Genomic DNA, 25,098 nt, shown 5'->3' with positions numbered 1-25,098 from the left:
GCGCCTACAGCAAAGCTAAGCGACAGCGCCGATGACTGCAACTATCTGTCATCGGTAGTTGATTTTTTTTCACGCTACGCACCTCTCTGCAGGATGATCCATGCACGGACTGTTAAGACGCCTGTTCGCTCCTCGGTGGCAGCACCCTGATCCCGAGGTGCGTCTTAAGGCACTCGACCAGCTTGACCCTCAACAACCAGAACAGCAACAAGCGCTAAAGCAATTAGCACAAGATAACGAAAGTAACATCCAGCTTGCTGCTCTACTGGCCCTTGATGACTTAGCAGGGCTTGTCAATGCGCTTCCAGAGCATCGTCAAGACGAGGCTTGGTTTAATGCGGCTTGCCAGCGCTTATGTGGCGCACAGGGCCATACCGACCTGCAAAAACGGCAGGCTATCGTGGCAGAACTATCTGAGCCTCGGCTGCTCAACGCCATTGCGCTTCAGGGCGACAATCTTAACCTGCGGCTCTCTGCGCTAGAGCAACTAACCGATGAAAACGACCTCGTTCAGCAAGCCTGCCATAACGGTGTGGCAGCGGTGCGCCATCAAGCGGCTCAACGAATTGAAAGTGAAGAGAGCCTCAAAAAACTATTAAAAGAAGCGCGCCGTGATCGTCAGGTTATTCGTCTGGCGCGAGAAAAGCTCACCCAACTGCGCAATGATGCTGAGTGGCTAGCGGACCAGCAAGCCCAGCGTGAGCATTTACTCAAACAGTTAGAACAGCACGCCAGGGCTCCCTGGGAGCCGCTGTATGGTGGTCGTTTCCGTCACTTGGAACGTGAGTGGCAAAGCCTCTCCCACCCGCCCAGCGTAACGCAAGAGCAGCGTTTTCATCAGGCAGCGCTTAGCTGCCGGAAAACACTGCATCATCATGAAACGCAAGAACAAGCGCGTCAGCAGAGCATTGCTCATCGCGAAGAGATTGAACGAACTCGCGATCAACTGCTTGAAGGCCTTGAGGAAACGTTAGAAGGCCTTTCACATGCAGAGCAGCTAACAGTTCAGGATATCGATAGCCTCCGGGCACAGCGCCAACTACTAGGTCAGCGCTGGCAATCCCTGTCAGACCAACACCCGCCTGGTGAGAGCACTCAACAACGCTATAGCCAAGCACTTAAACGCTATGAAGCATGCATGGAAGCATGGCAGCGCTGGCAAGCCATCAGTGCAGGTATAGAAACGGCCATTGCCAACCAAGATAACGTGGCCATTGCCAGGTACGTTAAGCAGTGCGCTTGGCCTAAGCACATAACGCCTCCTGAGCTACTTAAACACGCACAGGCGCTAAAAGAAGCTGACGTTTCTACCAAACCCACCCCTACCGCGTCACTTAATGCGCTTAGCGCCGACGTGGATAACTTTGAGCACTTGTTAGAGCGTGGTGCCTTTAAAAGTGCCAGCCGCCTCTTTCAACGCCTCAAGCCCTCTGTCGACGAACTGGCGGGGGAAGAAGCCAAGCCACTAAAAGCACGCGTGAAACAGCTTGGCGCACGATTAGCAGAACTACGCGATTGGCGCGGCTTTGTGGCTGGCCCTAAACGCGAGCAACTCTGCGCTAGCATCGAAGCGCTGGCTGACGATCAACACATGGCAGACGTTGCGCTAGATCGCCATCATCGCCAGCTGGTAAAAGAGTGGAAATCGCTCGGCGATGCCGCTGCTAATCGCGAACAGTCGGCTCGCTTTCGTGCAGCTTCTGATCGCATTCACGAGCGTTTGGCTCCCTGGCGAGAACAGCTCAATCAAGAGCGTGACGCCAACCTAAAAGGCCGTGAAGCACTCTGCGAACAACTTGAAACGTTACTTGATCAGCCAGCAGAGGATGCCGACCCCGATGTATTGCGCGAGATCCGAGATAAAGCCCGCCACCAGTGGCGCCACTACTCTCCGGTTCCTCGGGATCAGTCAGAAACCGTTGGCCGTCGTTTTGGAGCTATCCGTCATCGCCTTCAAGCGCTCATAGACCAGCGCGCAGAACGGATCGCTAACCAAAAGCGCATGCTTATCGAACAAGCAAAAAGCTTACAGGATGACCACGAGTCACCCTTAGCTACCCGTATCGCACGTACAAAGCAGCTACAGCAGCAGTGGCGCTCGCTGGGCCGCGCCCCAAAAGGCGAAGAACAAGCCCTATGGAAAGCCTTCCGCCATACCTGCGATCAGCTTTTTGCTCAGCGTGACGCTCACAAGCATGAGCAGGCGACACGCCAGCAACAAACACTCGATCAACTGCAAACATTGATTGACGAAATGGATAGCTGGCAACCGACACAAGCCAAAGAGTCCGTCACCCTTGCGTCTTATTTAGAAAGCATTAGCCAATTAGAGCCTCTGCCGCGTAATCGGCGAAGTGACGGCATGCAGAAACGCCTTAGCGGCATTGTAAGAGCTAAACGCGAGCGCTTAAGCCGCCTGGAAATTGCTCATACAGTGCAACAATGGCACAGCGCCTTACCGCTGGTGAATGCGCATATCGCCGCAGACCAACAAGCATTAGCAGGCGAAGAGCCGCAAGCACTTGATGCGAATGAAATATTGAGTGATGGGCTACCTGCTATTTTTATGGAGGCGCATCAGCAACGCAATCATGCGCGGCTGACCACCTCTGCTCCCCTCTCAGCCGAAAAACTTGCTGAGCTAGAAGATGGGCTGGCTCGTCTAAGAGTGCATTTGTCTTTGTTAGCGTTAGGTAGCGTCAAGCAGCGTGATGAACCTCTCCGGTTGGCAATTCAAGTAGAACGGCTAAATGAAGGGATCAATAACGAGCGTAGCCGACCAGATGAAATTATCGGCATATTAGCAGCGCTCATGGCACTTGGCCCCATGCCTAGCCAACTATGGCATAAGGAAGCAGAAGAGTTTGACAACCTTTTTAGTCGCCTAGCGCGAGTGCCTCACCCTTAAGCCCTTTATATAAGTACGTTACACAAGTACTTCTCACACCCCACCACTAGCAACGGGAGGCGAATAGCCTCCCGTTTACGCTTTACTGTATACCGTCATTGAATAAAGCAGTTTATCGCGTTGGGCGTTTAGCCCATAAACTGCCCGCCGTTAATATCAATATTGGCACCAGTAATAAAGCCTGACTCTTTATCTGCCAGGAACGTTACCAAACGACCGATCTCCTCCGGTGTACCGTAACGCTTCACTGGAATGGTTTCGCGAATGGCTTCACGCACCTGCTCAGGAATTTTCATGATCATATCGGTGGCAATGTAGCCAGGCGACACAGTATTTACCGTAATGCCTTTTGTTGCCGTTTCTTGTGCCAGCGACATGGTCAACCCATGCATACCTGCTTTAGCAGCCGCATAGTTCACTTGACCAAACTGGCCTTTACGACCGTTGATAGAAGAAATATTGATGATGCGACCGTAGCCCTGCTCCAGCATCATTTCAATAACGCTGCGGCACGTGTTGAAGACGCTATTAAGGTTGGTATCGATCACTTGATACCACTGCTCATAGGACATTTTCTTCATGGTGCCATCGCGAGTGATGCCAGCGCAGTTAACTAACACGCTAATAGGCCCATATTTTTCTTGGATTTCGCGAGCACCTTCTAGGCAGGCATTGTGGTCGGAAAGATCAACACCCGATAATGCGATGTTGTCATAACCAGCGGCTTGCTGAGTTTCCAGCCAGGCTTTGGCTTTCTCAGGATTATGATATCCCGCGACTACCAAATAACCCGCATCCGCCAATGAATGACAAATTGACGTTCCGATTCCACCAGTTCCACCAGTTACCCAGGCGACGGGGGCTTGATTGGCCATTGACTACCTCCCTGATATGACAAATGGCTTGGACGCTAAGCATTATCATGATGTCGCAAGCCATTCTAAATAAGCGCCGAAGCGCCTCAGCATTTACAGCATGTCGTATTAATAGTTGGACGACATACTGACAGTAAGCTTTTTGTTATCCCTATTGGAAGCATAGCTTTACTCTTCCAATGTTGCAGCACGATGAAGGTCGCGACTAGCAATATAAGCGTTTTATGCAGGGGGTTGACTTCGCACTAAAAATGCGTAGAATACGCCACACGTTGATGCGGGGTGGAGCAGTCTGGTAGCTCGTCGGGCTCATAACCCGAAGGTCATCGGTTCAAATCCGGTCCCCGCTACCAATATTTTGAAAGGCAGATCAGTTATTAACTGATCTGCCTTTTTTTGTGCTTGTTTGCCGGCTAACTTCCTGCGGCATATTGGCTACTCCCTGCCAAAAAACTCTTTTTTTGCTTTCAGGCAACTTATACCACCCGCTAACGTCACTTCTATTCTATTTCCCCGTCATTAAAAGCCCCACCGAAGATCCATCACCTAGCTGTCCCAGAGCCCTACATCCTGGGATTCTCCATGGAATAGCTGAAAAGAGTATGACATTTCTAACTTTACTAAGACCAGAAAATACAGGTGGTAAAAGTATCCTGCATCAATGAATATTCTTTATTAAATGTAACGAAACGTTACCAAAAGATGTTATGCGATGCTCAACATTGCCTAAGTCTCTTTCTTATAGGCGATGAGCAACGTGTGTGGGGGGACATTATGCGCAACCTAACGAATTGGCAAGATGGGATTCGATCGCTTATTTGGGAAGAACAGCACCGACAGGCTGGGCGGTTGCTCCACGTAGATAATGTCGAGGAATATATCGACAAAATTTTGGTAAACGCTGATTTTTTATGCCTTCACACGTTAGATAAATGCCTGGGGTTCGTGGCTTATTATTGCAAAGACCCTGCCACCCCAGATGCTTTTATCACTTTATTCATCTTAGCTCCGGAAGTTCGTGGCAGTGGCTTGGCTGCTTCTCTAATTAACGGTGTTACTGCGCAGTCACGTCAATATAACTGTTCTCGCTTGAAGCTATGGGTACACAAGAATAATGCTGACGCCCTTCGCTTTTACTACCGCCAAGGCTTTCGCTCCTGCGCTCGCAGAGAACATATGTTGCTAATGGAGCTACCGATTTGCTCTGAAAGCGGCTCGGAATTACCACGCTCTAAAGTGATGGAGACATAAACCATGCAAGAAAGAATTAGCGTTGACGAGTTCGGGCTCCTCATCAGGGAAAAGGGCTGGGTCGTCTTCCCATCTGTGCTTGATGAGCATTTCATACACGAGTTACGCAGTGACTGTTTAAAGTGGATAGATATTTGCCAAAACATGCAGGTTAGAAATGGCGTTAATGCTCATGGTGATGGTACCGCCCACCATTGCCTAGGTGCGAATGACAGCATTGACCGTTACATCGATATGCATCTTTTTCATCCTTACATCTCGCACTATTTCGATGAGCAGCCGTATATCTGCCACTCATTGACGCCGATAGGCGGTTTCCCCGCGCTGAAAACCTATGTCCACAAGCTGCACCGAGACGTTAGAACCTTCATCCCTGGTTATCCACTCAAGTTAAACATGCTGGTGATGTGTGACGACTTTACAAAAGATAATGGCACCCTAGTTCTGTCAGGTTCTCATACAAGTGACCAACAACCTGACCAAGAAGAATTTGAGAAGCACCATGAAAGAATTGTGGCTCCCGCAGGCTCTGTTCTGCTCTTTAATTCACTGCTTTGGCATCAAGGTGCCTTAATTTCTGGCGACAGAGCACGTGTCGCTTTGACGGTTGGTTATAGCCGAGCCTGGGTAAAGCCGCACATGGACTACGCCCGGATGTTAGGTGACGAATACGGTGCGACACTTTCGCCATTAACGCGACAGGTGCTGGGTTATAACGCCAGGGTGCCTGTCAGTCTTGATGAATGGTACAGGCCGCTGGAACAACGGCTGTATAACGCCAACCAGGGGTAACATTCATGCACATGGTTCTCAATCATCAGACATTACACAACCTCTCACACCTGGCAGGTGGAACATTTTATTTATTTGACGAGAACCGCTTCATCGAAAATTATTCACAGCTTCGTGAACGGCTTCGACATTATCATTCCAATACCCAAGTGGCCTACGCACTCAAGGCCAATTATATGCCACGTATCTGCGAGCTGATCAACGAGATGGGCGGCATGGCAGAGGTCGTATCCCGTTTCGAGTTCAACATTGCTCTCCGTCATTTGCCCGCGACTCAATTGATATTCAATGGTCCTATTAAACTCGAAGATGATTTACGCAAAGCCTTGCATAGCGGCTCAACGATCAATGTCGACTCTTTCCGTGAAATTGCGTTATTAGAGCGGCTTGCAAGTGAATTCAATGAAGTGGTTATTGGGCTAAGGGTCAATTTTGCCTCGCTGCCCGCTAGCCGTTTCGGGTTTCAGGTCGAATCAGGAGAGCTTGAGAGTGCTCTGAACCGGTTGAAGCTCATACCAAATCTAAAGGTAGTGGGGCTGCACTGCCATGTAAGTGATCGGGCGCGCGGTGTAACGGCGCATACAGAGCGTATTCGCTTACTTGGTGAACTGGCCTCACATTTAGCACCTGAATATACCATCGAAACTCTGAACATCGGTGGCGGCCTGCTTGGTGCCATGCCAGATCAACTGAAATCGCAGTTCCCGTTTGAGGTGCCAAGCACTGCAGATTTTGCCGATGCGATTGGGTTAGCTTTCAAGCGTTATGCACCAAGCCCCACTATGCAGCTCATTGTAGAGCCTGGTATCTCAATGGTAGCCGACACACACTGCCTGGTGGCCGAGGTCATAGAGATAAGAAAACGGCACGATATTCATCAAGCACTTATCGATACCAGCATTAACAGCACTAACCCAACTCATTCAGATAGTCAGCCGATGCTGTATGCGGTAACTGCGAGCACTAACCATAACAGCAAAAAAAATACTTATCGCCTTGTGGGCCATACCTGTATGGAGCACGACGTTATTGGTGAGGACTTCAAAGGTCATCTAGAGGTAGGCGATTACATCGTATTCGAAAATCGCGGTGCTTACTCATTAAATTATACCCCTCCCTTTATTACGCCAGCTCCAGCCGTGCTCAATTGCCAGGGGCGCATGCTCAAACGAGCCGACGATTTCTCCAGCATGCTTGGCAGCTATTGCACACGCCACAATGAGGTGCACCCTGGTGAGGCTCACTCAGCAGGCTCTCTCAGTCCTGATCCCTTTATAAGTGTGTAAAAAAAGCGTATTGAGCTTTCGAAAAAGCCAGCCAGCTCGAAGCCGCATCACTCTCACCATTTTTCGCTGCATAAGGAGTGAAACAATGAATATTCTCTTCACCTGTGCTGGTCGTCGAAACTACCTGCTTCACTATTTCCGTGATGCGTTGTCTGGCAGTGGCCGTGTATTTGCAGCCGATAGCAACGAGAATGCCCCGGCGATGATGGAAGCAGATGCGGCGTTTCTTGTCCCTCGCGTAGAGTCACCCAACTATATCTCTAGCCTACTGACACTCTGCAAAGAGCATAAAGTTGGATTGCTTATTGCTCTTAATGACAATGAGCTTTCTATACTTGCTAGAGCTAAACAGTGCTTTATGCGTATAGGCACCCAAGTGGCTGTGTCATCGCCAGAGATTATCGCGCTGGCTGCTGACAAGCTGGCCACTGCAGATTTCGCCAGAGAACTTGGCATTGCCACTCCTACCAGCTACTTACATTTTGACACCGCCTTTAAGGCTATTGAGCAAGGTGAATTATGCTTTCCCCTATTTGTAAAACCACGCTGGGGCTCAGCATCGCTAGGGGTTGAATGCGTCTATGACATAGACGAATTAAGATGGGCCTGGCATCAGGGTCTTCGGCGCTTACCCCGCCATTCACTTCAACAATATGCTGACAAAAAAGATGGGTTACTTATCCAAAGTGCTCTGAAAGGCCAAGAGTATGGCATTGATGTGGTCAATGACTTACAAGGCAGATATCAGGCGACCTTCGTCAAGCGCAAACTAGGCATGCGTTCCGGTGAGACAGATCAAGCAGTGACAGAGAGCCGCCCCGAACTTGTCGCCCTCGGACGCTGCTTAGGAGAAACATTGAAGCATGTCGGCAACCTTGACTGCGATGTATTTCTAGACGCTGGGAAGCCCTATTTACTAGAGCTCAACCCGCGCTTCGGTGGCGGATATCCTTTTTCTGCAGCAGCAGGAGCAGATGTGCCGTCGGCACTCATCGCCTGGGCAGGGGGGAAGGCGCCTCCTCCCCATTGGGATGCTATCCGTCACAATGTTATGTCCAGTAAATGCGAGCGCATTGTTAGCCTTGACCGATCAGCAACCCATATTATAGAGGACTCATCGAACGTAACATCATCCTGTAATATCACTATTAACGGCTTCGTCTTAACCGCGATGGCATTTCGTTAGTGGGGCGACAATTCTCATCCAGCCATTCTACTGAGTATAAAAAGCCGCTACTAAAAAGTAGCGGCTTGATACTGCCAGCATGGCACTAACGTTTTAGAAACTGAATACCGCAATGGCCGGGTCGCGCATCATCTCTGCCATTGGTCCTGGCGCCGCAACACCAACGCCATCAAGTAGATCTTCTTGGGTGTAATCGGTGTTAGGTAAGTAGATGGCACACACATCGACACTGACGCCCTCACCCATCAACATTTTCAACATACCTTCAGGTTTGACCTGACCTGCTGGGTTACTAGGCGGAGTATTGACCGCGGCTTCACTTTCATAGCCATCTACCGCAAGATCACCCGCGGCATCACACAGCAAGATATGTAGATCCGTGCCCTGCTGACGCATCGCATTGCCTAATATCATTGCCATTGATTGCGTCTGTACTGCGTCGCTGGTCAGAATCATTAACGCTTTATCGCTTTCTGCATCGTGATTATCTGCGCTAGCCACCATCGGTACTAAGGCCAACACACCGGCCATTACTAATGTTTTATGCATCGTTATCTCCTTATCAATCTGTGCGATTCGTTGCTTTAAATGCTTTTCTGCGCTACTTCGACTCATACCAAGCGGTGTCAGGATTAACGTCATAACTCCAGGGCAATCCCGAATTACGCCACCCATCACGCGCCCTCACACCTTTTGAGTCACCTTCAGCAAGCGTGCCCCCTTCAAAGCCATCGCTAACCGAATACACCTGCGAAAATCCCATCTCTGCGATCAGATCTGCAGCGGGTGCGCTGCGGGTTGCTCCAGAGCGGCACATTACGATGATCGGAGTATCGTCATTTGCTTGATGCGCTTCGAGCGCGGCACGGATTTGTTCGGCAAAATTGGCGTTACGAACCGTTGGCCATGTTTTGCTATCAGCATCGAACTGAGTCGTGTCCGTTAGTACCCATGGCACATGGATATCAGTGGGTTCTGCAAAACCGGTGAATTTAATTTCGACGGGATCACGCACATCAATCAACAATGCATCGTCTTCTTGCTGTAGCAGGTCATAGGCTTCGCGAGCGGTCACATACAAGCCCAACTGCGTTTCTCGATAAGAGGGCGTATCTTCAGCCTGAGCGATGGTGATGACACTCATGCTCAGTGCCATCAAGGCGGCAAGGGCAGAATTACGGTATGGAAGCTCAGCAAAATAGCTTGCAACTCCAGACATAACAAAATCCTCTAAAGAAATAACTCTATGGACTTAATATAGCTGGAAAGATGCAGAACTACCTGCGGCGCTTTGTCACTAGCCAGAAGTAGGAGGCTGTTAGCTAGCCTTGACGTAACAATGCAAGACAACATCGCTAACAGCCTTCGTTGTGCCTAAACGAAGCAGTTCACTTTTAAGCATTCAGTGGCGTTAAAACAACGCCCCCAAACGACTGATGGTTTAACTGGCCTGCCGGATACAATAGCGATTAACATTCAATAGCATTAACGGCCAATCCCCCTTTAGATGTTTCCTTATATTTATCAAGCATATCTCTCCCCGTATCGCGCATAGTACGAATGACCTTATCCAACGATATAAAGTGAGTGCCATCACCGTGCAACGCCATTTGCGCTGCATTAATGGCTTTTACGGTGGCAATGGCGTTGCGTTCAATACAGGGGATCTGAACCAGCCCTCCCACTGGGTCGCAGGTTAATCCTAAATTGTGTTCCAAGCCGATTTCTGCCGCATGCTCTACTTGTTCGGGCGTTCCTCCCATGACATCAGCTAAGCCAGCTGCCGCCATTGCACATGCCGACCCAACTTCCCCTTGGCAGCCCACTTCCGCCCCTGATATTGAGGCATTCTTCTTACAGAGAATGCCAATGGCGCCTGCCGCTAGTAGAAAATCCACGACGTTTTTCTCGCAGGCGTTGGGCTGAAATTTCATGTAATAGTGCAAGACGGCAGGAATAATGCCCGCAGCACCGTTGGTGGGCGCCGTGACCATCCGCCCTCCTGCGGCATTCTCTTCATTAACCGCGAGGGCAAAAATATTCACCCACTCCATTGCTGAAAACGTCGATGCGATTAGGCAATCATTCTGTTCAGCCGCTAAAAGCCGCTGGTGAAGCAGCTTAGCTCTACGTTTTACGTTTAACCCACCCGGCAATATCCCTTCATGGGTTAATCCATTGTCGATGCATTCACACATGACTTGCCAGATTCGCCATAGCTCATTTCTAACCTCGTCTTCCGTCCGCCACACTTTCTCATTTTCTAGCATCAGGCGGCTGATACTCAGCTGCTCTTTTTTACATAATGCCAGCAGTTCTTCGGCAGTATCGAAGTTGTAGGGAATTGTTGCCCCGTCCAAATCCTCTAATGGCAAATCCACCTGGGCTTGTTCAACAACAAAACCGCCCCCTACCGAGTAGTAGATATTTTCATGCAGTAATTGGCCTTGAGATGTAAAAGCGGCAAGCCGCATGGCATTAGGATGGTGAGGCAGACTCTCTTCATGGAAATAAATATCGCGATTCCAATCAAAAATGATTGTTTTTTGGCGTCCAAGTTCTAATAACTGACTCTCTTTAAGCGACGCAATAGATGGCCCAATAATCAAAGGGTCAATCGTGTCTGGGCGCTCGCCCATCAGCCCCATAATAATCGCGTGATCCGTTGCGTGCCCTACACCCGTCGCTGAAAGTGAGCCATAAAGATGAACGTCTAGATGGGCCACTTCATCAAGAAGGTCGGCTTCGCGTAGTGATGTAACATACTTAAAAGCGGCCTGCATGGGCCCGACGGTATGGGAACTGGAGGGGCCTACTCCAATCTTAAAAAGGTCGAAAACACTGATAGGCATTGGAGCACCTCTTGACGTATAAACAGGGGAAAATCAGGCGACGCCTGAAAATTTCAATAAGTTATTTATGTGATAACAAACAAAACCAATCTATCTTTTATTGAAGATATTTTTATATTTATAAATAATACTTTTAATCACGACTTCTCACGCATAACTTTTCACGCATAACAAGGGGTTACATATCGCTCTGGCAAAAGCTTAGCAGCGACAGCAACCCAACTATAAAAACGCACTCAAACTATTTGCGTTTATTAACAGCAGAATCAGTTAAAAAACATTAGTTACCAAAAACCACCGTGCGGCCTGAATAAAAGAACACACGACGTTCTAAGTGGTAGCTAATCGCCCTAGCCAGGGTGAGACACTCAATATCACGCCCTTTAGCAACCAGATCCTCAGGGTAATGAGCATGGTCGACGGGCTCGACCCCTTGAGCAATAATTGGCCCTTCATCAAGGTCATTATTAATATAATGCGCCGTTGCACCCACCAGCTTGACCCCTTTTTCGTACGCCTGATGATAAGGCTTAGCGCCTTTAAAACCGGGTAGGAGAGAGTGATGAATGTTGATGGCTCGTCCGGCTAATAGTTCACACATTGAGGGGGAAAGTACCTGCATATACCTTGCCAGTACCACCAGCTCAGCGTCAGTATCCGCAATGATTTTGCGCACCTGCGCTTCTTGCTCCAACTTAGTCTCAGGGCTGATGGGTAGGTAGTGATATGGCAAGCCGTGCCATGTCGCCAACGACTCCAAGTCAGGGTGGTTTGAAATCACTGCCTTAATATCAATGGGCAGTTGCCCAGTGCGATAACGATAGAGAAGATCATTTAAGCAGTGATCAGCTTTCGATACGAGGATCACAGTTCCCGTTCGCTTTCCGGGAGGCGTCAGCTCAAACTGCATGTCGAATTCGCTTGCTCGCGCTGCAAAATCAGCGTGAAAGCGCTCTTCATGGAACTCATCTCGCTCTGGTCGAAACTCAGCGCGAATAAAAAAGCGCCCACCAAGCCGATCATCGAAAGAGTTAAGTTCAGTGATATAGCACTGCTGCTCTTTTAAAAAGCGCGTGACGACGTCCACCGTTCCCAAAAGGCTTTGGCATTGGGCGGCAAGTATCCAGGTATCACTCATTCGGCTCATAATGCATGTATCTCTGTTAGCGGCAGAAGATAGCGGCCGAAACAGCGTTTCGGCCTGCCTGCTTATTGTTCTACGTTCACGCCATACTCTGCTGCTGCATCCAGTAGCCAGCGGTAGCAGTAGTCGGCAAAACTGCGCCGCACGACTAACTCCCAACGCTCCTCACTGGGCCGACGAAGGATGGTCGTGGCCTTGGCGAAAACGGTAGTAACGCCTTTGCCCACGGGAAAATGGCGGGGATGAACGTCGTAGATCACCGCTTTCATCAACAGCTCGCGGGCCGCCTCTCCGGTAATCTCTAACACCGTCTGCCCACCGCTGACATCGCTGATGGCGTAATGGGAATCCCCCAAACGCTCCCGCAACTGCGTCTCTAGCGGGAACTCCTCACCGCCAGGCACAATTACCAGCCACTCGTCAGGGGAAAGCCACTGAATAGAACGTTCGCCGCTGGCATCCTGCACCAGCGCCTGGGGCTTACCAGGCAAGCTAATCCCCAGCACGTCGCGCACCGCTTCGTCGAGAACGATGGCACCGCCTCGTAAGATCAGATGCCCAAGCATTGCCCGCTCGCGTAGCTGAACCCGACTTGAACTACCAGCACGAGGAGCGCCGCTATGACGGTAGCTAAAGGCTAACGGAGACTCTACCGGGATAGCGGTATCGGTACGGGTATCGAAAGTGGCCGCATTAGACATTTTGGCGCTCTCCCTTGGGATCATAAAAAATGGTGCTGACGATTTCGGCTTCGTGAACTTGGCCGTCTGCCATGGGCAGATAGACGGTTTCGCCCATTTTCTTGAGGCCGCCTTTCACCACCGCTAAAGCAAATCCAGAGTCCAGAATTGGGCTGTAGTAGCTTGAGGTCACATGCCCCACCATGGGCATCGGGATCGCATGCTTAGGATCAAACACAATCTGGGCTCCCTCCTCCAGCACCACCGTTGGATCCTTCGGTTTGAGACCCACTAGCTGCTTGCGGTTTTCGCGCTTGGTATCCGTTCGTGTCAGGGCTCGCTTACCAATCCATGAGAAAGGCTTGTCGTAACCTACGCACCACTGCATGCCCAGGTCTTCCGGCGTCACCGAGCCGTCGGTTTCCTGGCCAACGATAATAAAGCCTTTTTCAGCGCGCAGGACGTGCATGGTCTCTGTGCCATAGGGCGTTAAGCCATACTTCTCGCCATGCTTGAACAGTGTCTGCCACACGTGCATGGCGTAGTTGGCTTGAACGTTAATCTCAAAGGTCAACTCACCGGTAAAAGAGATTCGATAGACACGCGCAGGCACCCCGGCCACTTTCCCCGCACGCCACTCCATAAACTTAAAGCTATCGCGGTCGAGATCGATATCCGTCATCTCAGCCAGCAGCTTGCGCGCTTCGGGGCCAGTGATCGTCATGGTGGCCCAGTGGTCAGTCACTGAAGAGAAGTAGACATCCAGTTCTGGCCACTCGGTCTGATGCCATAACTCCAACCATTCCAATATCGCTGCTGCGCCACCGGTGGTGGTGGTCATCAAAAAGTGATTTTCAGCAAGACAGCTGGTCACACCGTCATCGGTGACCATGCCATCATCTTTACACATCAAGCCGTAGCGGCACTTACCAACCGCCAGCTTCTCCCACTTGTTGGTATAGATACGCGCCAGGAATTCACGCGCATCCGGCCCTTGAATGTCAATCTTGCCAAGCGTAGAAGCATCGAGAATACCCACTTTCTCGCGCACCGCTAAACATTCCCGGGCTACCGCTTCGTGCATGGTCTCGGTCTTGCCATTCACCTTCTGTGGGTAGTACCAGGGACGCTTCCACTGACCGACATCCTCAAACTCGGCGCCGCGCTCAACGTGCCACTGATGAAGAGCGGTGTAGCGCTCGGGATCGAACAGATCACGGCAGTGACGACCGACGATAGCGCCAAAGGTCACCGGCGTATAATTTGGCCGAAATACCGTGGTGCCCACCTCAGGAATGGAGCGATTCAGGCAGCGAGCTGCAATGGCCATACCATTAATATTGCCCAGCTTGCCCTGATCCGTTCCGAAACCCATCGCGGTATAGCGCTTAATATGCTCGATAGACTCAAAGCCTTCCCGGGTAGCCAGTTCGATGCCCGCTGCGGTGACGTCATTCTGCAGATCGACGAATTGCTTAGGCCCGCGCAGCGTGGGCTTCTCATGGGGAACCTGGAAAAGTGCCACCGCAGGCCCCTGCTGGAGGCGTTCAACGCTAGGCAGGTTAACCGGCTGAGCCGCGTGGCCTGTAGCTGCTGCTGCTTTAATGCCAGCCTCAACACCCTCGGCAAGTACGTCTTCCAACGCATAGGTGCCATTAGCGCCACCGCAGGCATGAACGCCCTTCACTAGCCCTGGCACAAAGCCGAGGATATCGTCACGCCAAGTAGGCCGCGCGCCGGTATGGGAAGCCAAGTGGATGACCGGACTATAGCCACCTGAGCTAGCAATAGTGTCGCAGGCCAATTCCTGGACTGGGCCACTGACTCGGTAAGCACCAATATCGATCTTGGCCACCCGAGCGGCAGTGACTCGGTTGCTGCCTTTCGCCTCGATAACGGCACTGCCGGTGATGATCTTGATACCTTGGGCGCGGGCGGCATCGACCCAATCCCCTGCAGGCGCTTCGCGGGCATCAACAACCGCCACCACCTCGCAGCCTGCTTCCTTCCAGTCTAAGGCGGCGCGATAGCCATCGTCGTTGCTGGTGGAGAGCACCAGTTGGCGACCTGGCACGACACCATAGCGTCGAATGTAGGTAGAAACAGCGCTTGCCAATAGGTTGCCTGGAACGTCATTTCCCGCATACACCAATGGTCGCTCGTGAGCGCCTGTGGCTAGGATCACCTGACCAGCGCGAACTCGATGCATACGGGAACGTACCGGTCGGCGGCCATTGACGACAGGCGCCGTTTCGCCCAGATGCTCAGTACGCCGCTCGTGCAGTGTCACAAAATTGTGATCGTGATAGCCGTTAGCCGTGGTGCGTGGCAGCAGTGTGACATTCTCACATCCGGCTAGCTCTTCAAGCACTCGAGCAACCCACTGGTCTGCCGACTTGCCATCCAGCGTTTCGCGGCTACCCAACAGTGAGCCGCCCATCTCTTCTTGCTCATCCGCAACGATCACCCGCGCACCGCCACGGGCAGCAGCCAATGCTGCAGACAAGCCAGCCGCGCCAGCGCCAACGACCAGCACATCGCAGTGTTGATGAAGGTGGTCATAGCTATCTGGATCGGCTTCCATAGGGCTGCGGCCCAGGCCTGCCGCCTTACGAATGTACTTTTCGTAGGTCAGCCACATCGACGCCGGTGCCATAAACGTCTTGTAGTAGAAGCCCGGTGGCATAAATTGCCCACCTAACTTGCCTATCAAGCCCATCAAGTCGCGCTGTACATTAGGCCAACCGTTGGTGCTACAGGCGGCTAATCCATCAAACAACGCTTGCTGGGTAGCACGAACATTGGGCACCTGTGCCGCTTCGGTACTGCCTAATTGAACAATGGCATTGGGCTCTTCAGCGCCTGCGGCGACGATGCCTCTGGGGCGGGAATACTTAAAGCTGCGGTTAACGATATCCACACCGTTAGCCAGCAGCGCCGAAGCCAGGGTATCTCCAGAGTGCCCTTGGTAACGCTGACCGTTAAAGGTAAAGCTCAACGTGCGAGAGCGATCGATTCGGCCGCCTGTCTTTAGGCGGAACACTTGTTGCTTGGACTGGCTCATGCCCGCACTCCTTCTTGATGGCTTACCGCTGCCGCCTCGCGAGGCTGCCTTTGGCTGTCGGCGGTAATCGTCGGCTGCTCGCCTATTTTGTAGGTCTCGAGAATTTCGTAGCTCACCGTGTGGCGCGTCACGTTGAAGAACTTACGGCAACCCACCGCATGCACCCACATTTCGTGATGCACACCTCTGGGATTGTTGCGGAAGAAAAGATAGTTACCCCACTCTTCATCACTACACGCCTCGGGCTCTTTGGGACGCTCAATATGCGCTTGGCCTTTGGGGTGAAACTCCTCTTCCTCACGGTGCTCGCCGCAGTAGGGGCAGTAGATATAAAACATGACGGATACTCCTCTCGTATTTACCCTAGTGGGCCACGCCGGCAGCGCCGTGCTCATCAATCAGCGCACCGCTATGGAAGCGGAACATGGAGAACGGCTCAGCGATGGGGTGCATCTCACCCTTAGCCAAGCTGGCGGCGAACACGTGACCCGATCCTGGGGTAGCCTTGAAGCCACCCGTGCCCCAACCACAGTTGAAGAACAACCCCTTCACCGGTGTTTTAGAGATAATCGGACAGGCATCCGGACAGGTATCGACAATACCGCCCCACTGACGGTTCATACGCACCCGAGAGAAGATCGGGAACATCTCGACGATCGCCTGAAGGGTGTGTTCCACGGTAGGATAACTACCGCGCTGGCCATAGCCGTTATAGCCGTCAATGCCAGCACCGATGACTAGGTCGCCTTTATCAGACTGACTGATATAGCCATGCACGTGATTAGACATCACCACGGTATCGAGAATCGGTTTGATCGGCTCGGAGACCAGGGCTTGTAGCGGGTGGGACTCCAGGGGCAACTGAAAGCCGCCCATGTTGGCCAACACGCCAGAATTACCGGCGGTCACACAGCCCACTGTCTTGGCCTCGATATCGCCACGGTTGGTGTGCACACCGTAGATCCTACCGTCACGGATTTTGAAGCCGGTAACTTCGGTCTGCTGGAGAATGTCCACCCCGTGAGCATCAGCACCGCGCGCATAGCCCCAGGCCACAGCATCATGCCGCGCTACCCCAGCACGCGGCTGCCAGGAAGCGCCCATCACTGGGTAGCGAGCGTTCTTGGAGCAGTCCATGATTGGCACCAGTGCCTGCACACCCTTGGTGTCCAGCACTTCGCCGTCAATGCCGTTTAGGCGATTCGCATTAACCCGGCGCTGGATATCGCGCATATCTTGCAGGGTATGTCCCAGGTTGAGCACCCCTCGCTGGGAGAACATGACGTTGTAGTTAAGGTCTTGAGAAAGCCCTTCCCACAGCTTCATGGCATGTTCGTAAAGGGCAGCCGACTCGTCCCATAAGTAGTTCGAACGCACGATGGTCGTATTACGGGCGGTATTACCACCGCCCAACCAGCCCTTCTCGATCACCGCGACATTCTTGACACCGAACTCTTTGGCCAAGTAGTAAGCCGTGGCCAAACCGTGGCCACCACCACCGACGATGATCACATCGTACTGCTTCTTAGGCGTGGGATTGCGCCATTGACGCTCCCAGTTTTCATGGTGGCTCAGCGCGTGCTTGACCAGGCCGAAGCCGGAATAGCGTTGCATAATGGTCTCCTTAGTTCAGCCGCGCCGGGCCTTGCCGGCAAGCCGATTCAAGCAATAGATTCGACGGCTTCAGCGACAGCTTCAGCATAGACAGGGTGCCGGGCACACACGTCACTCACTTTAGCCAGCACCTCGGCCTCGATGGCAGCGGTATCACTCCCAGCAGCTAATACGTCTAGGATGTCGCAAATCCAGCCAGCTAGTTCGCCACACTCTTGGGCATTGAAGCCACGCGTGGTAACCGCGGGGGTACCAATACGTAGACCCGATGTCACGAATGGGCTCTGGGGGTCGTTGGGCACCGTATTCTTATTAACGGTGATATGCGCACGGCCCAATGCGGCATCCGCATCCTTACCCGTGACGCCCTGCTGGATAAGCGAGACCAAGAAAAGATGATCATCGGTACCACCCGACACGACATCATAGCCGCGCTCCATGAATACGCTGGCCATGGCTTGGGCGTTGTCAATCACCTGCTGCTGGTAACGCACAAACTCCTGGCTCATGGCTTCCTTGAACGCCACCGCTTTCGCTGCGATGACATGCATCAATGGGCCACCTTGCTGGCCTGGGAAGACCGCACCATTAAGCTTTTTGTAGAGCGCCTCGTCGCCATCCGCAGACAGAATCAGGCCACCGCGGGGGCCACGCAGCGTTTTGTGGGTAGTCGTGGTGACGACGTGGGCATGAGGCAGCGGGCTCGGATAAAGGTTAGCTGCCACCAAACCTGCAACGTGGGCCATGTCGACCATTAAGTAAGCACCCACTTCATCAGCGATAGTGCGGAAACGACGCCAATCCACCACGCGAGAGTAGGCAGAGAAACCGGCAATGATCATTTTCGGCTGATGCTCACGGGCCAAACGCTCAACTTCTTCGTAATCGATCTCACCGGTTTCCGGCGTGAGGCCGTACTGAACAGCGTTGTAATGTTTGCCCGAGAAGTTAGGAGCGGCGCCGTGGGTTAAATGGCCGCCGTGGGCAAGGCTCATACCTAGAATCGTATCGCCAGGTTTAACCAGCGCCATAAACACAGCGGCATTTGCCTGGGCACCGGAATGCGGCTGCACATTGGCATAATTGGCACTAAATAAGTTGCAAGCGCGCTCAATGGCTAAGGCTTCAACCTTGTCGACGAACTCACAGCCGCCGTAGTAGCGACGGCCTGGATAGCCTTCCGCATACTTGTTGGTCAGCTGAGTGCCTTGCGCTTCCATGACAAGTTGACTGGTGTAATTTTCGGAGGCGATCAGCTCAATATGCGCTTCTTGGCGTACTGTTTCTTCAGCAATTGCTTCTGCAAGCAAACTGTCGTAACTGGCCAAACGTGCTTTTGGGGAAAAATTATTTTGAAGCATTATCGCCTCCTGATGAGTGACTTTTTTATTAAGTGCTGGGCATTCTCTTTAACGCTGATAAACCAAGGTTCCTATCAACCGGGGTCTTTATTAACCAGAGTCTCTATCAAACAGAGTTTCTATTAACCAGAGTTTCTATCAACGTTTTCTTACCGCGATACTATCGTTGGTTTCCTAGCCCAAGATACTTGTTGACGTCACCACTCGATGTATTTGCGACATCGACATCAATTAGCCAGGCTTCGCAAATAGCCCCTTGATGATGACTCATAAAAAAGCGCCCTAAACGGCAAAAGCCATAAAGGGCGCTTTACTGAAGTATTAAAAAATGACTGTGCTAAAAATCAACGACGAGATCCCCTTTAGGACGACTACAACAAGATAGAATGTAGCCCTCTGCGACATCCTCATCCGTAATGCCCCCGTTATGCTCCATATCCACCTCTCCCGACTTGAGCTCTACGCGGCAAGTACCGCATATCCCCATACCACATGCTTTGGGGATATGCAGACCCAACTTCGCCGCGGCTGCATGCACCGTTTCGCTAGGCTGAATGCGCACACTTTTGCCGGTTGATGCAAACTCAATGCTGTGCAAGTCATTGCTATCAATATTTTCAGCATCGACTTCTGCTTGCTCGGCCAGCTCACGCACATCATCACGAACGTCGATAGGCGTGGCGCCAAACGACTCTTCGTGATAATGGCTCATATCAAAGTTATGGTGCTGCAAAATACGCTTGATGGCGTTCATATAGGGAGTTGGGCCGCAACAGAAGATCTCCCTCTCCATAAAGTCCGGCACCATTAATTCGAATAACGGCTCGGTGAGATAACCCCGATAACCAGCCCACGCCTCTCCAATATCTTCTTTACTCTCACAGATAATATGCAGTTTGAATTCGGGGATACGCGAAAACATATGCACCAATTCACGATGATAAATGACATCGCGAGGAGCTCGAGCACTATGTATAAATTCGACATCAACAGCGGCGTTAGTATCAAAAAGCCAACGTGTCATGGACATTAAGGGGGTAATGCCAACACCGCCAGAGAGGAACAACACTTTCTCGGCGGGAAAGTCGATCGAGTTAAAGTTACCGACCGGCCCATGCACCACCAGCTCATCGCCCACCTTTAAATTGGCATGCAGCCAATTGGACACCTTACCTCCCGGCACCTGCTTAACAGTGATCGAAAAGCTGTAAGGAATAGAAGGTGAGCTTGAAATTGTATAGGAGCGCATGATTGGCTGATTATCGATCTCAAGCTCAAGGGTCACAAACTGACCAGGCTTGAAGAAAAACAGTACAGGCTGCTCAGCCATAAAACAGAACGTGCGTACATCTTGGGTTTCTTGGATCACCTTAACGCAACGTACCTGATGGCGGCCGTTAGTCCAGGTTTGGGTCGTGACCGGGTTAAAGAAATTAGTTGTCATTATCGCCTCTGCCTGACCAGCCTTCATCGCTATACATCACCGAACCGTATTCGCTATACAGCCCAGCACCGTTGATGTGCATTTTGGGGACGCTCTTATTAACTGACTTACCTGACAACGACGCGCACTTACCTCGTGCCACTTTTTATTGCTTAGAAACCTCTTCTTTAGTCGCCGCTACGCCACCTGATGTCGCGGGCAGATAATTGACAAGGATGTGCCTGCAACACAATCAGACACTGTCATCAGGCCCCATTCGACTACAACGCCAGGTTACGCAACAGAACAACAAGATAAGCAATCTTGACTAACGGCCGCCACGCAGCCCTTGAGGGGAAAGCGGAGGTTTACGAGGATACTGGTATGGAAAAAAGTGTTTCTAATATGATGGACGACCCACTGGCTGCGGCTCGTGAGTCAACGGCCCAAATGCTGCAGGAAAGGGCACGCACCTTTTCACTTCCGCAACCGTTTTATAACGATGCCCGCCTGTTTGCTCTTGATATGCAGGAGATTTTCGAAAAAGAGTGGTTGTTCGCAGGTATGACATGCGAGATCCCCACCAAGGGTAACTTCATCACCTTGGATATTGGCGACAACCCCATCGTTATTGTGCGCGGTAGTGAAGGCGTTATTCATGCGTTTCATAATGTGTGCCGCCATCGCGGTTCGCGTCTGTGCGTAAAAGATAAGGGCAAGGTAGCAAAACTCGTCTGCCCGTATCATCAGTGGACTTACGAGCTTGATGGCCGCTTGCTGTTTGCCGGTAGCGACATGGGCACTGACTTCGACCTCAACCAGTTTGGCCTCAAGCCAGTCAACGTCCAAACAGCTGGCGGCTTCATCTTTATCAACCTGAGCGATGAACCACCTGCAATTGACGATTTTCTGACAACGCTTGAGCATTATCTCGAGCCGTACCAGATGGACAACGTCAAGGTTGCCACCGAATCCAGCATTGTCGAGCAAGCCAACTGGAAGCTGGTCATCGAAAACAACCGCGAGTGCTACCACTGTAACGGCGCGCACCCTGAACTGCTTAATTCGTTGCAGGAGTTTGATGATACCGACGACCCCCGCGCAACACCCGCTTATAAAGCGCTAGTGGCACGTAAACAAGCAGATTGGGATGCCGAACAGGTGCCCTACCAGTTAAAGCGGTTTGGTAAACGCAACCGCCTGACGCGTACGCCACTGCTGGATGGCATTGTCTCCATGACAATGGATGGTAAGCCCGGCAGCAAGAAACTGATGGGGCGTTTATCAAGCCCCGACATGGGCTCACTGCGTATCCTTCACCTGCCCAACTCATGGAACCATTTCATGGGCGATCACGCAGTGGTATTTCGCGTGTTGCCAATCGGTCCGCAGCAAACCGTGGTAACGACCAAGTGGCTTGTACACAAGGATGCCGTGGAAGGCGTCGACTACGACCCCGAACAGCTTCGCCGAGTATGGGATGCCACCAACGACCAGGATCGCCAGCTCGCTGAAGAGAACCAGCGCGGCATCAACTCAAAGGCTTATCAGCCTGGGCCTTATTCTGAAACCTATGAGTTTGGTGTTATCGACTTTGTCAATTGGTACGCTGCCCGTATGCTTGAGAATCTAGGCCACGAGGCTCCCACGCTACAGCTAGCGCAAGGCTGACGTTTTTCAGAGTGATTCCCCATCTATCTGGCCCGCTTATGCGGGCCAGACTTGTTTAGCTGCGCGTATAGAGCCATTGATCGTCACCTTCACCAGGACTCAGCCGAGAGCGCTAACCACATGTACACATAAAAGACACATGTGTACACTATATCGCAACATTTCTAAAGGTTAGCCCCATGCCCTCCCCCAATACGTCCGCCACCAAGGGCTCCCAAGACGTCTGGCTTGATGCAGCGTTTGAGACGCTACTGGAATCGGGCATCGATAGCGTGCGCATTCTGCCCCTGGCCAAGCGCCTAAAGCTTTCTCGGACCAGTTTCTACTGGTTCTTTAAGGACCGTGAGTCACTGCTGGAAGCACTGATCGCACGCTGGCGTGAAAAGAACACCCAGGGACTGGTGCATCAGACTGAAGCTTATGCCGAGAATATCGTCGAGGCGATGCTTAATGTCTTCGACTGCTGGTTAGATCCTAACTTATTCGACTCCCCGCTAGAATTCGCCATGCGCAGCTGGGCACTACAGTCGGCGCCGGTGGTGAGTGAAATCGAGGCTGCCGATGCCACACGTATCGAAGCCCTGACACGCATGTTCCAGCGCTATGGTTATGATTCACTGGCGGCCAACGTTCGTGGCCGCACGATCTACCTAACCCAGATCGGCTATATCTCGATGAAGACGCAGGAACCGATCAAAGTGCGTATGCAGCGCATCCCCGCCTATGTCGAAATATTCACCGGCCAATCTCCTGATGCAAGGGAACTGCAACGCTTCCATGCCCGCCATGGGTATGTAGAAGAGTAGCAGGCCGATGCGATAAGCGACGGGTTTATGTCAGTTACCGCCCCACCAACGTACACCAATGAACATTAAATTGACAGGCATGAACATCGGCACCTAACTTTGTTAAATACACAACAAAATAGAGTGCTATCCATGGCTAACGATCCGCTGTTGCAGCCCTTCCAGCTCAAACACCTGACTCTAAAAAACAGACTTATGATGACAGCTCATGAGCCCGCTTATCCTGAGGATGGGATGCCCAAAGCACTCTACCGTGCCTACCACGTCGAGCGGGCCAAGGCGGGTCTTGGCCTGACCATGACGGCTGGATCCGCGGCGGTAGCAAAAGACAGCCCGCCGGTGTTCAACAATATTCTCGCCTATAAGGATGAAGTCGTACCTTGGATGCGTGAGCTGACCGATGCCTGCCACGAGCACGGTACCGCGGTGATGATTCAACTGACTCATTTGGGCCGACGTACCCGTTGGGACAAGGGTGACTGGTTGCCAGCGGTGTCGCCTTCGCATCGCCGCGAGGCGTCCCACCGCGCCTTTCCCAAGCAGGTAGAGGATTGGGATATCGAACGTTTGATCCGTGACTACGCCGATGCTGCCGAACGCATGCACGCTGCCGGTCTCGATGGCATCGAGCTGCAGGCCTACGGCCACCTGATGGATCAGTTTTGGTCGCCACTGACCAATACCTTAGAGGAACCTTATGGTGGGGATCTCGATAACCGACTGCGTTTCACCTTTGACGTGCTACGCGCCATTCGACAGCGAGTTGGCGAGGCGTTCATCGTCGGCGTTCGCTATACCGGCGACGAAATGCTATTGGGTGGACTGACATCCAGTGATGGGCTGGAGATCTCACGACGCTTAAAGAGTAGCGGCCTGGTCGACTTCCTCAACGTGATTCGCGGCCACATCGACACCGACGCGGGGCTCACCGACGTGATTCCCATACAAGGCATGCCCAGCGCCCCGCACCTGGATTTTGCCGGAGAAATACGTCGTGAGACCGATTTCCCTACCTTTCATGGCGCCAAGATCCAGGATGTCGCCACTGCCCGTTATGCCATCGCCTCCGGCAAGGTCGACATAATCGGCATGACCCGCGCCCACATGGCCGACCCGCACATCGTGCGCAAGATCGTAGAGGGGCGAGAGGAAGAGATCCGTCCCTGCGTTGGCGCCAACTACTGCCTTGACCGCATCTATCAAGGCGGTGCCGCCTACTGCATCCATAACGCTGCCACCGGGCGTGAAACCAGCATGCCCCACACCATTCCTAAGGCAGCACAGCAACGACGAGTCGTCATTATCGGCGCAGGTCCAGCAGGATTAGAAGCCGCTCGTGTTGCCGGCGAGCGTGGCCATTCGGTGGTGGTATTAGAAGCCGCCAGCGATGCTGGAGGGCAGATACGTCTCACGGCGCAGAGTGAGCGACGTCGCGAGATGCTAGGCATCATCGATTGGCGCTTGGCACGCTGCCAGGCACTCGGTGTCGAGATCCGCTACAACGTCTGGGCCGAGGCCGAGGACGTGCTCGCCGAAAAACCTGACGTGGTGATCGTGGCCACCGGCGGCTATCCCCTGGAAGACCAACCCAACGTCGGCCACGACTTAGTGATCAACACCTGGGACATTCTTTCCGGGCACGTGCCGCCGGGCAAGCGGGTATTACTGTTCGACGATGCAGGCGACCATTCCGCTCTGCAGGCGGCAGAGATCATCGCCGCCACGGGAGCAGAGCTTGAGATTATGACGCCGGACCGCACCTTCTCCGCGGAGATCATGGCCATGAACCTGGTGCCCTACATGCGTTCCCTACAGCGCGCCAACGTCATATTCACACCGACTTACCGGTTGAAATCTGTGCAGCGCGACGGCAACCAACTGCTCGCTGAAATCACCAGCGATTATGTTGTTCACGGTCAGCAGGACATGGATCATGAACGACGCATCGACCAAGTGGTGGTCAACTACGGCATTACACCGATGGCCGAACTCTATTTTGAGCTAAAGCCGCACTCCAGCAACCGCGGCGAGGTGAATTACGATGACCTAATCGTGGGCGCCCCCCAGTGCATAACGCGCAATCCGGATGGCAACTTCCAACTGTTCCGTATCGGTGATGCCGTCGAGTCCCGCAATACTCACGCGGCCATCTACGATGCGCTTAGGTTGGTCAAAGACCTTTAGT

The 25,098-nt window shown here is 52.3% G+C and carries 19 protein-coding genes and 1 tRNA gene; 9 read left to right on the top strand and 11 right to left on the bottom strand.

Annotated elements, in window-relative coordinates; genetic code table 11:
• The first annotated feature begins 100 nt into the window (after window positions 1–100).
• Entirely contained in the window at window positions 101–2,908 is a 2,808-nt protein-coding gene (locus tag B6A39_RS02135) for a DUF349 domain-containing protein (protein ID WP_083000873.1), read from the top strand.
• A 128-nt stretch (window positions 2,909–3,036) separates the two neighbouring features.
• On the opposite strand, the gene phbB is transcribed toward B6A39_RS02135, so the two are convergent.
• On the bottom strand, window positions 3,037–3,783 hold the full coding sequence (gene phbB, locus B6A39_RS02130) for an acetoacetyl-CoA reductase (RefSeq protein ID WP_083000871.1): 747 nt from the start codon (window positions 3,781–3,783) through the stop codon (window positions 3,037–3,039).
• A gap of 276 nt (window positions 3,784–4,059) precedes the next feature.
• Between phbB and B6A39_RS02125 the strand changes: the two genes are divergently transcribed.
• The 5 genes from B6A39_RS02125 (at window position 4,060) to B6A39_RS02105 (ending at window position 8,298) form a co-directional block, all read left to right on the top strand.
• Window positions 4,060–4,136 (top strand) — tRNA-Met (locus B6A39_RS02125).
• Window positions 4,137–4,422: 286 nt separating this feature from the next.
• A complete protein-coding gene (locus tag B6A39_RS02120; RefSeq protein WP_156886188.1) occupies window positions 4,423–5,034 on the top strand; it encodes a GNAT family N-acetyltransferase in 612 nt (203 codons plus the stop codon).
• 3 nt (window positions 5,035–5,037) lie between these two features.
• On the top strand, window positions 5,038–5,826 hold the full coding sequence (locus tag B6A39_RS02115; protein WP_083000867.1) for a phytanoyl-CoA dioxygenase family protein: 789 nt from the start codon (window positions 5,038–5,040) through the stop codon (window positions 5,824–5,826).
• A 5-nt stretch (window positions 5,827–5,831) separates the two neighbouring features.
• Window positions 5,832–7,112 (top strand): alanine racemase, encoded by a 1,281-nt coding sequence (locus B6A39_RS02110; protein ID WP_083000865.1) that lies wholly within the window; start codon window positions 5,832–5,834, stop codon window positions 7,110–7,112.
• Between the two features lie 85 nt (window positions 7,113–7,197).
• Window positions 7,198–8,298: an ATP-grasp domain-containing protein gene (locus tag B6A39_RS02105; protein ID WP_083000864.1), complete on the top strand. Its 1,101-nt coding sequence runs from the start codon at window positions 7,198–7,200 to the stop codon at window positions 8,296–8,298.
• 93 nt (window positions 8,299–8,391) lie between these two features.
• On the opposite strand, the gene B6A39_RS02100 is transcribed toward B6A39_RS02105, so the two are convergent.
• The 10 genes from B6A39_RS02100 to B6A39_RS02055 form a co-directional block, all read right to left on the bottom strand.
• Window positions 8,392–8,847, bottom strand: a complete 456-nt coding sequence (locus B6A39_RS02100; protein WP_083000862.1) for a hypothetical protein — start codon at window positions 8,845–8,847, stop codon at window positions 8,392–8,394.
• 52 nt (window positions 8,848–8,899) lie between these two features.
• Entirely contained in the window at window positions 8,900–9,517 is a 618-nt protein-coding gene (locus B6A39_RS02095; RefSeq protein WP_083000859.1) for a rhodanese-like domain-containing protein, read from the bottom strand.
• 250 nt (window positions 9,518–9,767) lie between these two features.
• On the bottom strand, window positions 9,768–11,150 hold the full coding sequence (locus B6A39_RS02090) for an L-serine ammonia-lyase (protein WP_083000857.1): 1,383 nt from the start codon (window positions 11,148–11,150) through the stop codon (window positions 9,768–9,770).
• 280 nt (window positions 11,151–11,430) lie between these two features.
• Window positions 11,431–12,297, bottom strand: coding sequence for a formyltetrahydrofolate deformylase (purU, locus tag B6A39_RS02085; RefSeq protein WP_039869422.1), 867 nt, complete (start codon window positions 12,295–12,297; stop codon window positions 11,431–11,433).
• A gap of 62 nt (window positions 12,298–12,359) precedes the next feature.
• Window positions 12,360–12,995, bottom strand: a complete 636-nt coding sequence (locus tag B6A39_RS02080; RefSeq protein WP_083000855.1) for a sarcosine oxidase subunit gamma — start codon at window positions 12,993–12,995, stop codon at window positions 12,360–12,362.
• Window positions 12,988–16,038 (bottom strand): sarcosine oxidase subunit alpha family protein, encoded by a 3,051-nt coding sequence (locus B6A39_RS02075; RefSeq protein ID WP_083000853.1) that lies wholly within the window; start codon window positions 16,036–16,038, stop codon window positions 12,988–12,990. Before B6A39_RS02075 ends, B6A39_RS02080 begins: the two co-directional genes overlap by 8 nt.
• The gene (locus B6A39_RS02070) at window positions 16,035–16,376 is read right to left on the bottom strand and encodes a sarcosine oxidase subunit delta (protein ID WP_009724044.1); all 342 of its coding nucleotides are present in this window, start codon (window positions 16,374–16,376) and stop codon (window positions 16,035–16,037) included. Before B6A39_RS02070 ends, B6A39_RS02075 begins: the two co-directional genes overlap by 4 nt.
• Before the next feature lie 25 nt (window positions 16,377–16,401).
• A complete protein-coding gene (locus B6A39_RS02065) occupies window positions 16,402–17,652 on the bottom strand; it encodes a sarcosine oxidase subunit beta family protein (RefSeq protein ID WP_083000851.1) in 1,251 nt (416 codons plus the stop codon).
• A 47-nt stretch (window positions 17,653–17,699) separates the two neighbouring features.
• Window positions 17,700–19,013 carry a serine hydroxymethyltransferase gene (gene glyA, locus B6A39_RS02060; protein WP_083000849.1) on the bottom strand — a complete coding sequence of 438 codons (1,314 nt, stop codon included), beginning with the start codon at window positions 19,011–19,013 and terminating at the stop codon, window positions 17,700–17,702.
• A 337-nt stretch (window positions 19,014–19,350) separates the two neighbouring features.
• The gene (locus B6A39_RS02055; RefSeq protein WP_083000846.1) at window positions 19,351–20,457 is read right to left on the bottom strand and encodes a hybrid-cluster NAD(P)-dependent oxidoreductase; all 1,107 of its coding nucleotides are present in this window, start codon (window positions 20,455–20,457) and stop codon (window positions 19,351–19,353) included.
• A gap of 363 nt (window positions 20,458–20,820) precedes the next feature.
• Here B6A39_RS02055 and B6A39_RS02050 point away from each other — a divergent pair, with 363 nt between their 5' ends.
• The 3 genes from B6A39_RS02050 to B6A39_RS02040 all read left to right on the top strand — a co-directional run bounded on the left by B6A39_RS02050 (window position 20,821) and on the right by B6A39_RS02040 (window position 25,097).
• Complete coding sequence (locus B6A39_RS02050) at window positions 20,821–22,107, top strand: aromatic ring-hydroxylating oxygenase subunit alpha (RefSeq protein ID WP_083000844.1); 1,287 nt, start codon at window positions 20,821–20,823, stop codon at window positions 22,105–22,107.
• A 179-nt stretch (window positions 22,108–22,286) separates the two neighbouring features.
• A complete protein-coding gene (locus B6A39_RS02045) occupies window positions 22,287–22,913 on the top strand; it encodes a TetR/AcrR family transcriptional regulator (RefSeq protein ID WP_083000843.1) in 627 nt (208 codons plus the stop codon).
• Window positions 22,914–23,045: 132 nt separating this feature from the next.
• Entirely contained in the window at window positions 23,046–25,097 is a 2,052-nt protein-coding gene (locus B6A39_RS02040; protein WP_083000840.1) for an NADH:flavin oxidoreductase, read from the top strand.
• The last annotated feature ends 1 nt before the right edge of the window (window position 25,098 follow it).

Origin of the sequence: Halomonas sp. GT (assembly GCF_002082565.1) — a bacterium.
Taxonomy (GTDB): domain Bacteria; phylum Pseudomonadota; class Gammaproteobacteria; order Pseudomonadales; family Halomonadaceae; genus Vreelandella.
The sequence above is the reverse complement of the archived record's forward strand: the minus strand, read 5'-3'. Positions and strand labels throughout refer to the sequence as shown.